The organism is Blautia sp. MCC269, from assembly GCF_018785655.1.
GTDB lineage: Bacteria > Bacillota > Clostridia > Lachnospirales > Lachnospiraceae > Blautia_A.
In genome coordinates, this window is the sequence record NZ_WQQE01000039.1 from 171,944 (window position 1) to 184,080 (window position 12,137).

The following is a 12,137-nucleotide window of genomic DNA, read 5'->3' on the forward strand; positions in this document are numbered from 1 at the left end:
TCGTGTCGTTGGGAGAAAAATAAACTTATGAACGTAGTGACACTCGTAGCTTACGAATGCCGGTTAAACGATCATTTCCAGTTATATGGATATTTACTACTTCGAGATGTATATGAAGCATTATGTATCCGGATAACAAGAGAATCGTTGGTCGCAGGCTGGGTAAAAAGTGAAAAACGCGAAAGATTCGAATATGAGGTTCATGAAAATTCAGACGGCACATTTAACATTGCGTTACCTGATATGGAATCAGACATACGATACGTGTTCCCATCGGAAGAGTCCTAACCAGGGCTCTTTCTTTTTCGCGTAAAAATCATCTCCTTTAATGAGAGAAATAGGTAGCTCAATGGTAGAGCGCCGGATATTCCGGAGATTGCGGGTTCGAATCCCGTTCTGTTTCTTTTACTATTTATTTTCATTCACGCGAAAGGAGAAATCGTATGAACGTAAAAATGACACTCAGAAGAAACTCGCCAAAGCTCCTGGCAATACTTGCTGCGATGGGGACGGTATCTACGGCATTCGCAACGGCGAGAGCCACACCAAAAGCATTGTTACTTATCCAGGAGGCGGAGGCTCAAAAAGGAGAGGATTTGACTGCACTTGAAAAAGTTAAAGTAGCTGCAGTGCCTTATATTCCGGCAGTGCTACTGGGTTCGGCTACTATTGTGTGTATATTTGGAGCTCAGATGTTGAATCGAAAAACTCAATCCTCTATGACCAGCGCATACGCTTTGTTGGATCAGGGCTTTAAAGACTATCGGCGAAAACTAAAGGAATTGTACGGCGATGAGGCCGCTAAGAAAGTTATCGAAGCTCTCGCAGTAGAGAAATCTCAAACTGTATACATCAATGCTTCATATTTAACTGGGCCTTGTGATTTATCGCTGGAGGAGAATTCATCTAAACCGGTTCTCTGGTATGATGAGTATTCGAAGAGGTTCTTCACAGCCAGTCTCGAACAGGTTCTTATGGCAGAATACCACCTGAACCGAAATTATATTCTCAGAGGAGAAGCTGTGATAAACGAACTGTATGAATTCCTCGGCCTGGAGCCTACTGATTGGGGTACTGAAGCCGGATGGGCTCCAATGGACGAAGGAATGTTCTGGATTGAATTCAACCATATTCCAGCAAAGCTTGATGATGGATCCGTCTTTTATATTATTGAAATGCCGTTCGAACCGACCCTTAATTACGATGAGTATTACTGACTCGCGAGAATTCCAGAGACTTTAACGGAAAGGAGGTATACTCATGAAGGCTAAATATGATTTAATCAAAATGGCTGGTTGGATCGCAGTAGCTATCGGTGGATTAGCCGCTAGTTGGGCTACAGATAAACAGTCAAAAGAGGAAATTGATAAAAAACTTGAACAGTATATTACCGAGAAAACAGATAAGGAGTCCTGAGGGGCTTCTTATTTTTGTTTTATACAAGTTATGTTCATTTGAAAGGAGACACTATGAACAAATCTGTAACAAAATTTATTAAAACTGTGAAACGTGGGTTCGGAAAACGTAGCCCGGAGATTTTGCTTGGAATCGGAATCGCAAGCGGAATCACTACGACTGTTTTAGCAGTTAAAGCTACTCCGAAAGCGTTGGAACTTCTGTCCGAGAAGAGATATGAGAAATATGGCGATACGTTGAAAGAAGATGATTCGTACGATGATATGCCAGAACTCAAGCCCGTTGAAGTAGTCAAAGCCACATGGAGATGTTACATTCCAGCAGCTATTAGCGGCGCTGCGTCTATCGCTTGCTTACTCGGATCTCATTCTGTGAATGCTAAAAGAAATGCCGCGTTAGCTACGGCTTATAAATTATCTGAAACAGCACTGAATGAATACCGTGAGAAGGTCGTGGAAGAAATCGGTGAGGAGAAGGAAAAAGTCATCCGAGATAAAGTTTCCCAGAAACATCTGGATGAGAAACCAGTTTCCAAAAACGAAGTAATCATCACAGGAACTGGTAAACAGCTTTGCTATGATGGCATTTCCGGACGATATTTCGAGTCGGATATCCAGACGATCCGTGCCGCGGTCAATAAGATCAACGAAACTATGGTGTATGAGATGTATGCAGCATTAAACGATTTCTACAACGAAATAGGTCTGAGTAATACGGACATGGGGGACGAACTTGGCTGGAACATTGATGATGGTTTACTTGAGATAAGCTACGGAGCGATGGTAGCAAATGATGGTCGACCGTGTATTACTCTTGAGTATCATGTTGCTCCAAGATATAATTTCGCCAAGCTTATGTAGACTCGCGAAAAATACATATTGTTTAATGAAAAGAATATAAAAATCTGAAAGGAGATTATTAAGATGAAAGAAATTAAAGCAGAAGAGGTTAAAGAAGTTGAGGTAACTACAGAGGAGAATACGGAGACAGAAGTAGCCACTGAAGAAGTTAAGGAATCTAAACTGAAAGCTTTTGGAACGAAAGCGAAGGAAGGATTACAGAAACACGGAAAGAACATTGCGAAAGGCGCAGTGATTGGACTGGGTTTGGTAGCCGCCTTTATGATCGGATCAAGAGCTGGAAGCGGAGATGACGATTCAGATGTGGTAGCTGATTCCGATTATGTAGAAGTCGACGAAACTGAATCTGATGAAGCATCAGAAGAATAAGATTTATATTCCGGCAGGGGAGTACCTATAACAAGGTATTCCTCTTTTTCTTTTATTCGAAAGGAGTGTATCATGCCTAAATTTACTTATAAAGGTCCGGTCATGGAATTTAACACTCTTCTTGCTGATAGTTGGGAGGGAGAGACAGTGGCTCCTTCCGAAAAGAAAGCAAGAAGTAATTTAACATATCAATTTAAGAAAAGAAATAACCGTATTGCGGGATCACGAATTACGCTACCCGGAAAAATTATGATGGTTGATTAAGAGAGGAGAACTCATGGAGGATTATAGAGCAAATTCCCATAAAGCAAAAGCGGAGGCTAAAGAGACTGCTGAGAAGAAAGTAGATAAAGTTGTTACCGGAAAAGTTAAAAGAAAAAAGAAAAGCGAGGTAAGTAAATTCAAGGATGTGTTTATCTCAGAGGATGTATCTAACGTTAAATCCTATATTTTTCTGGATGTGCTGGTACCAGCAATCAAGAAAGCTGTTTCGGATATCGTGAAAGACGGAGTTGATATGATGCTGTATGGCGACAAACGGGGCGGTAGCCGAGGATCATCAAATTATGTGTCATATAGATCATATTCTGATAATTCTAGTCGTAGCTCAAGAAGATCTGTAAGATCCAGCTACGATTTTGATGATGTTGTGTTTGACACCAGAGGCGAGGCTGATGAAGTGTTGGCCAGCATGGATGAGTTGATGGACAGATATGGTGTTGTCAGCGTTGCTGATATGTATGATTTGTGCGGCATGACCTGCAATTACACAGACAATAAATATGGTTGGAAAAGCTTGGCCAGAGCTGACATTTCAAGAGTTCGGGATGGTTACATGATCAAGCTTCCAAAAGCAGAACCGATTTAAGGAGGACTCATGGACGATCCAAAAGAGATTATTTTAAAAACTGAATATAGTAATAGATTCGATGAAATCCGAAAGAATCTTGTGGTGCAGTCATATTTCAAATATGGGAAAGTTTCAAGAAATTATGTATCGGGGTATGTTGATGCGATCGGATCACTTAAAAAGTGTATTCAGAAATTTGAAGAAACAGGTAATTTAGAGTATCTGGCGGATGCTGCTAATTATTGTATGTTCAGATATATGTATCCACAGACAGGAGAATATTTTAAACACACCGATTCAGACGAGTCAGCCGGAATCGATGGTATGTCAGTAAAAGAAATTGAAGAGTTTAAAAAGGAGAACGAATAATGAAAAAATTAGCATTTATGAACACTATTTCCAGATCAGCACACAGAATGGCATTTAAGCTGCAGAAGCACAGCCCGGAAATCCTTGTGGTGGCTGGGGTAATCGGTGCAGTAGCAAGTGCCGTAATGGCTTGCAAGGCTACTACCAAACTTGGTGATATCCTGGATGATTCCAGAGATAAGATCGATTCCATTCATGATGTGATTGAGAATCCGGATAAAGTTGATGAGGAGTATACGCCGGAAGACGGCAATAAAGATCTTGCTATCGTATACACCCAGACAGCCCTGAAGGTTGCAAAAGTTTACGCACCGGCAGTTATCCTCGGAGGGTTATCTATCACGGCAATCCTCACCTCTAACAATATTCTCAGAAAGAGAAATATCGCTCTGGCTGCAGCTTACACAGCAGTGGATAAGAGCTTCAAAGAATATCGCGGAAGAGTTGTGGAGAGATTCGGAAAAGAGCTGGATAAAGAGCTCCGTTATAACATCAAAGCTAAAGAGGTAGAGGAGACAGTTACTGACGAGAAAGGAAAAGAAAAGACCGTAAAGAAAACAGTTGATGTAGTAGATCCGAATGCCATCAGTGAATTTGCAAAATTCTTTGATGATGGATGTATTGGATGGACTAAAGATCCGGAACTCAATCTGATCTTCTTACGTCAGCAGGAAGCAGCCGCAACCAAGAGACTTGAGGATCGTGGTCACCTGTTTCTGAATGAAGTATACGATATGCTCGGAATTCAGCACACAAAAGCAGGTCAGATCGTTGGCTGGATTTATGATAAGGAGAATCCGGTAGGCGACAACTATGTTGATTTCGGTATTTACGACACAAGCAAAGAAGCAAACCGTAATTTTGTAAACGGATATGAAAGAACAATTCTGCTTGATTTCAATGTTGATGGAAACATCCTTGATCTGATGTGAATGACAGGACTCAATAGCATTGGGTCGGGGAATACCTATAGGGATATTTACGATCGCGTTTGGTGAAAGGAGAAATCATGACAGGTAGAGAACTTATCATATTTATTCTGGAAAATAATTTGGAAAACGTGTCTATATTCGATGGTGATACGCTTCCTGGTCTTATGACCCTGGACGAAGCTGCCGTCAAATGGCATAGCGGCAGAAATACTCTAAAAGCTCTTTTTGAGATGGGAAAAATACCCGGAGTGATAATCGACGAAAAGATTTATATTCATAAGAGCGTAGAGAACCCATTTTCAAAGAAAGGGAAAGACCATGATAAATAAAATTCTTATATTTGCTGCAGGAGTCGTTATTGGCTCCGCAGTAACATGGAAACTCGTAAAGGATAAATATAAAAAACTGGCTGACGAGGAAATTGCTTCGGTAAAGGAAGTATGGAGTAAGAAACATCCGACTGTTGAGGATATCACTGAGGCATGTGTAAAAGAAGGCATGGACGTTGATATTACGGTACAGCCTAAACAAACGCATGTCGATTATGCAGAACGCAAAACAGCCAGAGAGATTATTTTAGAAAACAAATATTCTGATAAAGAAGAGGAGGATTATATGGATAAATATGTTATTTCACCGGAAGAATACGGCGAAAGCGAACTTCCATCCGAAAGCCTGACATATTGGGCTGATGGAATTGTTACTGACGAGGCAAATTGTGTTATGGACGAAGACGACATTGAAGAAACTATTGGAAGCGATGCTCTGAATCATTTCGGTGAATATGAGGACGATTCAGTATTTGTCAGAAATGAGACTCTTGATAAAGAATACGAGATTCTTATGGACACTCGAAGATTCAGTGACGTCTATCCTACACGATAGGAGAAGAATGGATGGATAAAAACAATATTATCAACGAATATTTCGAATGGATGACTAATATTGTCTGTGGAAAGAGGTTTTCAGGCAAGATGACTTATAAAAAACTTCTTTCGTGCTTACACATGATTACGTTCAGATACGAAATGCGAAGCGACGAAAACCGAGCTGAAGATGGTGTAGATCTTAGATGGCGATTTGCTGTTGATACAGGCAGAGAAAATCAGAATGATTGGATTAGAGATTGTCTCGAAGGTCCATGCAGTGTTCTGGAGATGATGGTGGCTTTGGCCATTAGAATCGAGGAGACCATTATGGACAATCCGGCACTCGGAGATCGAACCGGGCAATGGTTTTGGGGAATGATCACGACCATGGGCCTTGGAGCTATGAACGATAATAATTTTGATAAGAAATCTGCTGGAAATATCGTAAATACATTTCTGGATAGACAGTATGGGTCAGACGGGGATGGCGGTTTATTCAGAATTCGAGGCGTTGACGTGGATTTAACGAAAGTGGACATTTGGACACAATTGTGCTGGTATCTCGACAGCATATCTTAAATCTTGAAAGGAGAAGCATAGTGTAATGATTGATTTCATGAAGATTTCGACGCGCCAAGTGAAAAAGGGTGTCACCGAGATATTCCCTAAATTTGTTCTGAAGAAATCGTCGGATCTCATGATACGGGGCGGCGATTTCTATGCTGTTTGGAATGAAGATACCGGTCTCTGGTCTACTGACGAAGAAGACGTGATCAACATGGTTGATGCCGCATTATACGAATATACGAAAAAACAGGAAGAACATGCCGACGACGAACTCTACACAAAGTATATGTGGGATTCAAACTCCGGTTCTATAGACGCCTGGCATAAATATTGTCAAAAGCAGATGCGAGATAACTATCATCCATTGGATGAGAAAATTATATTTGGTGATACCAAGACGAATAAAAAGGATTACGCCAGCCGAACGCTCAGTTATCCGCTGAGAGAATGTGATATTTCAGGATACGAAAGGCTTATGTCTACTTTATATTCCCCAGGGGAACGAAAGAAAATCGAATGGGCCATCGGTGCAGTTATCGAAGGAGATTCCAAGAATATTCAAAAGTTTATGGTTCTCTATGGTTCTGCAGGAACCGGTAAATCGACAGTCTTAAATATTATACAGCAGTTATTTGAGGGTTATTATTCGGTCTTTGACGCTAAGGCGTTGGGATCGGCTAATAACTCTTTTGCGTTAGAGGCGTTTAAAGCAAACCCACTTATTGCAATTCAGCATGATGGAGATTTATCCAAAATTGAGGATAACACTCGATTAAACAGTCTTGTATCCCACGAGCTTATGACTGTAAATGAGAAGTTTAAATCTACTTATGCAAATAGATTTAACGCTTTCTTATTTATGGGAACTAATAAGCCAGTGAAAATTACAGACAGCAAATCTGGTTTACTCAGACGATTGATCGATGTCACGCCATCCGGCAATAAACTCGACCAGAGGGAATATTCAGATTGTATGGATAAAATCCCTTTTGAGCTTCCGGGAATTGCGTATCACTGTCATCAGGTATATTTGGCGAATAAACATGTGTACGATTCATACGTTCCGACGCTGATGATGGGTGCTACAAATGATTTCTATAATTTCATGATTGATTCATTCAGTGTGTTTAAAAAGAATGACGGAACGACTCTCAAAACTGCATGGGAAATGTATAAGGTGTATTGCGACGAGACCAAGGTACCATATCCATATTCTCAGAGAGTGTTCAAAGAAGAGCTTAGGAATTATTTCTGGAATTTCGACGAGGAATTTGACAGCGAATCTCAGGCTCGGAATGTATATTCAGGGTTCCGACTCGATAGATTCGAGAAAGATATGAGGAGTGAGAAGAAAGATGTACAACAAATACAGAAATCCATCGATTTTGGAGAGGGGATACAGTCAGTCTTCGATGAGTCCTGCGCCGAGTGTTTTGCTCAATACGCAAACGAAAATGAAACCCCTGTCAAGCCCTGGAATAAAGTCAAAACCAAACTCAGCGATATCGACACATCGAAACTTCATTATGTCAAGGTTCCAGAAAATCATATAGTCATTGATTTTGATATTAAGGATGAGTCTGGTAATAAATCATTCGAGAAAAATCTGGCTGCGGCAAGCAAATGGCCAGCTACATATGCTGAGTTAAGTAAAAGTGGCGCAGGGATTCATCTTCATTATATTTATGATGGTGATTCAACACTGCTCAACCGTCTTTACGACAAAGACATTGAAATAAAGGTATTCACAGGAAAAAGTTCACTCAGGAGAAAGCTTACAAAATGCAATGATTTACCTATTGCACATATTAGCTCAGGACTTCCTTTGAAGGAGGGAGGAAAAAAAGTGATAAATATTGAAGGATTTAAAAACGAACAGAGTCTCAGAACTACCATAAAGAGAAATCTCGAAAAAGAATATCATCACGACACTCGAAGTAGTGTTGATTTTATCAATAAGCTTCTCAATGATGCTTATGCCAGCGACAAAGCATATGATGTATCTGATATGAGAAACGCGGTATATTCTTTCGCAGCTCAAAGTACCAATCAGGCTGAATATTGTCTGAGACTTGTAAGTAAAATGAAATTCAAATCTGAAGAACCGGCGGTAGCACTCACGAACGATGAGAAACCGCTGGTTTTTTATGATTGTGAGGTATTTCCCAACTTGTTCCTAGTTAACTGGAAAGTCCAGGGAGAGGGAAAACCTATCGTAAGGTTGATAAATCCAAGACCGCAGGATATTGAAGAACTTATCAAATTCCGGTTGGTTGGTTTTAACTGCCGTAGATACGATAATCATATGCTCTACGCTTGTATGATGGGATATACAAACGAGCAGCTGTATGATTTATCCCAGAAAATTGTAAATACGAAAAAAGGTGACAGTCGAAAGGTATTATTCGGCGAGGCGTACAATATTTCATACACTGATATTTATGATTTCGCTTCTGCGGGTAACAAAAAGAGCTTGAAAAAACTCGAGATCGAAATGGGGATTCATCATCAGGAGCTTGGTCTTCCGTGGGACAAGCCGGTTCCCAAAGAATTATGGCAGAAAGTAGCAGAATACTGTGATAATGATGTCCTGGCGACTGAAGCAGCATGGGATTACCTGAAGAGTGATTTTATCGCAAGGGAGATCCTGGCTGATCTGGCCGGATTGACCGTAAATGATACCACAAACACTCTGACTCAGAGATTTATATTTGGCAATAATAAGCATCCTCAGAATGAGTTTCAGTATCGTAACTTGGCTGAACCTGTGTACGAACTCGATCCGGAAGTAAAGGCCTTCCTTGAGAAATCCTGTAGGGAAATGATGGCAGAACCTCACGGAGAAGCCTGCAGCTTGTTGCCATATTTTCCGGGCTACAAATACGAAAATGGTGTTTCTACATATCGTGGAGAAGAAGTTGGCGAGGGTGGTTATGTGTACGCTGAACCAGGCATGTATGGAAACGTAGCGTTGCTGGATATTGCTTCAATGCACCCGCACAGCACCATTGCTGAGTGTCTGTTTGGGGTCAGATACACAACAGCATATAGAGAAATCGTCGAGGGACGTGTGTCTATCAAACATGAAGCCTGGGATATTGTCAATGGCATGTTGGATGGTAAACTCACGAAACATGTCGAGAGGGTTAAGAATGGCGAGTTGACATCCAAAGATCTTGCTAATGCACTCAAGACTGCAATTAACTCTGTATACGGTCTTACATCAGCCAACTTCGATAATCCATTCAGGGATATTCGTAACAAAGACAATATCGTTGCCAAACGTGGTGCGCTGTTTATGGTGGATCTCAAGCATGAGGTACAGAAACGCGGGTTCACTGTCGCTCATATTAAGACGGATTCCATTAAGATTCCGGATGCCACACCAGAAATTATCAAATTCGTTATGGACTTTGGTAAGCGATATGGTTACACATTTGAACATGAGGCTACTTACGACAGAATGTGTCTCGTAAACAATGCAGTTTATATTGCTAAGTATAAAGACCCAGATGAGTGCGTGGCTATGTATGGATATGCTCCAGGAGATAATAAGAAGCATAAGAATAATCCATGGACAGCTACCGGTAAGCAGTTTGCGGTTCCTTATGTATTCAAGACTTGCTTCAGTAGGGAACCCGTGACGATCAACGACATGCGCGAGACGTTCTCAGTGAAATCGGCTTTATATTTGGATATGAATGAGAAATTACCGGATGTATCCGATTATGAGAAGAAACTGGAGAAGTTGGAATCTGATTACAAGAAAGGTAAAATCTCAGATACTACTTTTGAACCGGAAGCTGGCGTACTGCAGGAGCTGATCAACGATGGTCATGACCGTAAATTCGTCGGTAAAGTCGGAGAATTCTGTCCGGTTAAACCTGGCAAGGGCGGTGGCGTTCTCGTCAGAGAGCAGAATGGTAAATTCTACGCTGCCACCGGTACGACAGGATTCAGATGGCTCGAAGCTGAAATGCTGTTGAAGAAATCCGAAGAAATGGTGACGATCATTGATCCTGATACCGGGAAAGAGAAAGAGATATCGGGAGCAGAGCTGATCACTGGCAACGACGGTATTATCGACCGATCATATTATGACAAACTCGTTAACGACGCCATCGAATCTATTTCTAAATACGGTGATTATGAATGGTTTATATCTGATGATCCGTATATTCCTAAAGAGAGACCATTACCGGATTTTATGAATATTCCGGAAGGTGTCGATGAAGAAGTAGAGTTACCGTGGAATTGATATTCGCGGAGAAATCCTTTCCTGTTATGAAAGGAGTGATTTTATGAAGCATTATTTAAAATCCAAAGATGGTGAGATTAAATGCACAGTGGACATGTATTGCGAACATCCGAATATGAAAAACAATAACACGGAAAGTGTTGGATGTAACGGTGCTTGCAGTGAATGTAAATATAGTGTGGCGACCTTATCACTCAAGGATTTCTATGAAATAATGAAGTACGCGAAAATTGGCTTCGTTCAATAAGCAAACTGAGAGTCTTGGCTAGAGATAGCTGAGGCTCTTTGTTTTATACAAAATTATATTTATTTAAAGGAGATTAAAAGAATTATGGAACTGACATTTGCACCAAGAGACATTTTACAGATTAACGACGCAAGAATCATTTACAGAAACCTCAGAGGAGAGGGTAGCAAATTCAATCGTGAGGGCGATCGCAACTTCGCAGTGGTTATTCCAAACCAGGAGCTCGCCGATGAACTTATCGATCGTGGCTGGAATGTGAAAATCAAAGAGCCGAGAGACGAAGGCGAAGAGCCATTCAGATATCTCCCGGTCAAAGTGAAATTCAATGATCGTGGACCGCAGGTATATTTAGTATCCGGAAATGCCCACAGAGAGCTGAGCGAGGATATGGTATCCATCGTGGATGAGATTGATATTCGCTCAGTCAATCTGGATGTAAGACCATATGACTGGGAAGTAAATGGTAAAACTGGTCGTACTGCATATCTGCAGTCTATGGAGGTCATTCAGGAAATTGACAGATTTGCAGCAAGATATGCTGAGGAAGAAAGCCCAGAGGAGTGAACATGATCGTACGAGCATTCGAAGTCCGAGCACATAACAGGTATTTAGTATGTGATTTGGCAAGTAATTTGGACAAAGAATTACGGAATCTGCAGGAAGATGGCTGGAACATCATTTCAGTAACCGCAACGCCGGTTAAGGAATACTATTACCCAGATCACTTTGATTCAACGTTATTCACAATAGTTGCGTCTAAGAATGAAGATAAATGAGGGAGTGATATTTATGAGTCTTGATATCAGATATGTAACGAATGGTGTTAAAACAATTTATAGAGTCATCGACGGTTCTGCTGACAGCTTCAATGTGTATACGAGTCGTGATGATATTCCTAAGAGTATTCGGCATTATGCACCTGAAGGAGAACCGGATTTTGTAGGACCTGATATGGCTTTTATATTTGGAGTCAGAGATATTTTGTATCCAAATTTTCCAGATTGTAGCCATCCCCAATACTCTGGTAAACGTTGTATTGCCGAAAGTTGCAAGTACGCAATAAGTGAAGATTGGACTAAGTGTCCATACTTCAATAAATCACAGGAGGAATGAAAATTATGAATTTTGGTCAGGCACTTGAGAAAGTAAAAAATGGAGAAAAGATTTTCCGACACGGATGGAATGGTAAAGGAATGTTTGTTGTATATCAGAAGGGGTATCCTGAAGGCATTCCATGTAACCTGCAGACTGCTAAAGCGTGGGGGCTCAATGAAGGAGATCTGTTTAAATGTGAACCATATCTGCAGATTAAAATGATCAATGGTAGCCATGCTATGTGGGTACCGAGCATTAACGATATCCTTGCCGAGGACTGGGAGTACATTCACTGATCGGAGGAG

Annotated in this window: 16 protein-coding genes and 1 tRNA gene; all 17 read left to right on the forward strand. The window is 40.9% G+C overall.

Annotated features, from left to right (window positions below; all coding sequences use genetic code 11):
* Window positions 1-27: 27 nt before the first annotated feature.
* The 17 genes from GPK88_RS13620 to GPK88_RS13700 all read left to right on the forward strand — a co-directional run bounded on the left by GPK88_RS13620 (window position 28) and on the right by GPK88_RS13700 (window position 12,128).
* Window positions 28-288, forward strand: coding sequence for a DUF6353 family protein (locus tag GPK88_RS13620; RefSeq protein WP_215707884.1), 261 nt, complete (start codon window positions 28-30; stop codon window positions 286-288).
* A 46-nt stretch (window positions 289-334) separates the two neighbouring features.
* Window positions 335-404, forward strand: a tRNA-OTHER gene (locus tag GPK88_RS13625).
* A gap of 39 nt (window positions 405-443) precedes the next feature.
* On the forward strand, window positions 444-1,217 hold the full coding sequence (locus GPK88_RS13630; protein WP_215707885.1) for a DUF6353 family protein: 774 nt from the start codon (window positions 444-446) through the stop codon (window positions 1,215-1,217).
* 43 nt (window positions 1,218-1,260) lie between these two features.
* Entirely contained in the window at window positions 1,261-1,416 is a 156-nt protein-coding gene (locus GPK88_RS13635) for a hypothetical protein (RefSeq protein WP_215707886.1), read from the forward strand.
* A gap of 53 nt (window positions 1,417-1,469) precedes the next feature.
* Entirely contained in the window at window positions 1,470-2,276 is an 807-nt protein-coding gene (locus GPK88_RS13640; protein ID WP_215707887.1) for a DUF6353 family protein, read from the forward strand.
* Between the two features lie 63 nt (window positions 2,277-2,339).
* Complete coding sequence (locus GPK88_RS13645) at window positions 2,340-2,645, forward strand: hypothetical protein (protein WP_215707888.1); 306 nt, start codon at window positions 2,340-2,342, stop codon at window positions 2,643-2,645.
* 72 nt (window positions 2,646-2,717) lie between these two features.
* Window positions 2,718-2,909, forward strand: coding sequence for a hypothetical protein (locus GPK88_RS13650; RefSeq protein WP_021976463.1), 192 nt, complete (start codon window positions 2,718-2,720; stop codon window positions 2,907-2,909).
* A gap of 13 nt (window positions 2,910-2,922) precedes the next feature.
* On the forward strand, window positions 2,923-3,513 hold the full coding sequence (locus GPK88_RS13655) for a hypothetical protein (protein WP_215707889.1): 591 nt from the start codon (window positions 2,923-2,925) through the stop codon (window positions 3,511-3,513).
* Window positions 3,514-3,522: 9 nt separating this feature from the next.
* Window positions 3,523-3,864, forward strand: coding sequence for a hypothetical protein (locus GPK88_RS13660; protein ID WP_215707890.1), 342 nt, complete (start codon window positions 3,523-3,525; stop codon window positions 3,862-3,864).
* A complete protein-coding gene (locus GPK88_RS13665; protein WP_215707891.1) occupies window positions 3,864-4,796 on the forward strand; it encodes a DUF6353 family protein in 933 nt (310 codons plus the stop codon). Before GPK88_RS13660 ends, GPK88_RS13665 begins: the two co-directional genes overlap by 1 nt.
* Window positions 4,797-4,873: 77 nt before the next feature.
* Window positions 4,874-5,125 carry a helix-turn-helix domain-containing protein gene (locus GPK88_RS13670; protein ID WP_215707892.1) on the forward strand — a complete coding sequence of 84 codons (252 nt, stop codon included), beginning with the start codon at window positions 4,874-4,876 and terminating at the stop codon, window positions 5,123-5,125.
* Window positions 5,115-5,681: a hypothetical protein gene (locus tag GPK88_RS13675; protein WP_215707893.1), complete on the forward strand. Its 567-nt coding sequence runs from the start codon at window positions 5,115-5,117 to the stop codon at window positions 5,679-5,681. The genes GPK88_RS13670 and GPK88_RS13675 overlap by 11 nt, the downstream gene beginning before the upstream one ends.
* Window positions 5,682-5,692: 11 nt before the next feature.
* Window positions 5,693-6,244 carry a hypothetical protein gene (locus tag GPK88_RS13680; protein WP_215707894.1) on the forward strand — a complete coding sequence of 184 codons (552 nt, stop codon included), beginning with the start codon at window positions 5,693-5,695 and terminating at the stop codon, window positions 6,242-6,244.
* A 25-nt stretch (window positions 6,245-6,269) separates the two neighbouring features.
* Window positions 6,270-10,490 carry a DUF5906 domain-containing protein gene (locus GPK88_RS13685; protein WP_215707895.1) on the forward strand — a complete coding sequence of 1,407 codons (4,221 nt, stop codon included), beginning with the start codon at window positions 6,270-6,272 and terminating at the stop codon, window positions 10,488-10,490.
* A gap of 331 nt (window positions 10,491-10,821) precedes the next feature.
* Entirely contained in the window at window positions 10,822-11,301 is a 480-nt protein-coding gene (locus GPK88_RS13690; protein WP_215707896.1) for a hypothetical protein, read from the forward strand.
* A 225-nt stretch (window positions 11,302-11,526) separates the two neighbouring features.
* Entirely contained in the window at window positions 11,527-11,850 is a 324-nt protein-coding gene (locus GPK88_RS13695; RefSeq protein ID WP_215707897.1) for a hypothetical protein, read from the forward strand.
* 5 nt (window positions 11,851-11,855) lie between these two features.
* Window positions 11,856-12,128 carry a DUF2829 domain-containing protein gene (locus GPK88_RS13700; RefSeq protein WP_252197774.1) on the forward strand — a complete coding sequence of 91 codons (273 nt, stop codon included), beginning with the start codon at window positions 11,856-11,858 and terminating at the stop codon, window positions 12,126-12,128.
* Window positions 12,129-12,137 lie beyond the last annotated feature (9 nt).

Coding starts and splice junctions, on each gene's coding strand:
- GPK88_RS13675 (WP_215707893.1), top strand. CDS start 5,115: ATGATAAATAAAATTCTTATATTTGCTGCAGGAGTCGTTATTGGCTCC.
- GPK88_RS13690 (WP_215707896.1), top strand. CDS start 10,822: ATGGAACTGACATTTGCACCAAGAGACATTTTACAGATTAACGACGCA.
- GPK88_RS13665 (WP_215707891.1), top strand. CDS start 3,864: ATGAAAAAATTAGCATTTATGAACACTATTTCCAGATCAGCACACAGA.
- GPK88_RS13700 (WP_252197774.1), top strand. CDS start 11,856: ATGAATTTTGGTCAGGCACTTGAGAAAGTAAAAAATGGAGAAAAGATT.
- GPK88_RS13680 (WP_215707894.1), top strand. CDS start 5,693: ATGGATAAAAACAATATTATCAACGAATATTTCGAATGGATGACTAAT.
- GPK88_RS13670 (WP_215707892.1), top strand. CDS start 4,874: ATGACAGGTAGAGAACTTATCATATTTATTCTGGAAAATAATTTGGAA.
- GPK88_RS13660 (WP_215707890.1), top strand. CDS start 3,523: ATGGACGATCCAAAAGAGATTATTTTAAAAACTGAATATAGTAATAGA.
- GPK88_RS13645 (WP_215707888.1), top strand. CDS start 2,340: ATGAAAGAAATTAAAGCAGAAGAGGTTAAAGAAGTTGAGGTAACTACA.
- GPK88_RS13640 (WP_215707887.1), top strand. CDS start 1,470: ATGAACAAATCTGTAACAAAATTTATTAAAACTGTGAAACGTGGGTTC.
- GPK88_RS13685 (WP_215707895.1), top strand. CDS start 6,270: ATGATTGATTTCATGAAGATTTCGACGCGCCAAGTGAAAAAGGGTGTC.
- GPK88_RS13620 (WP_215707884.1), top strand. CDS start 28: ATGAACGTAGTGACACTCGTAGCTTACGAATGCCGGTTAAACGATCAT.
- GPK88_RS13695 (WP_215707897.1), top strand. CDS start 11,527: ATGAGTCTTGATATCAGATATGTAACGAATGGTGTTAAAACAATTTAT.
- GPK88_RS13635 (WP_215707886.1), top strand. CDS start 1,261: ATGAAGGCTAAATATGATTTAATCAAAATGGCTGGTTGGATCGCAGTA.
- GPK88_RS13655 (WP_215707889.1), top strand. CDS start 2,923: ATGGAGGATTATAGAGCAAATTCCCATAAAGCAAAAGCGGAGGCTAAA.
- GPK88_RS13650 (WP_021976463.1), top strand. CDS start 2,718: ATGCCTAAATTTACTTATAAAGGTCCGGTCATGGAATTTAACACTCTT.
- GPK88_RS13630 (WP_215707885.1), top strand. CDS start 444: ATGAACGTAAAAATGACACTCAGAAGAAACTCGCCAAAGCTCCTGGCA.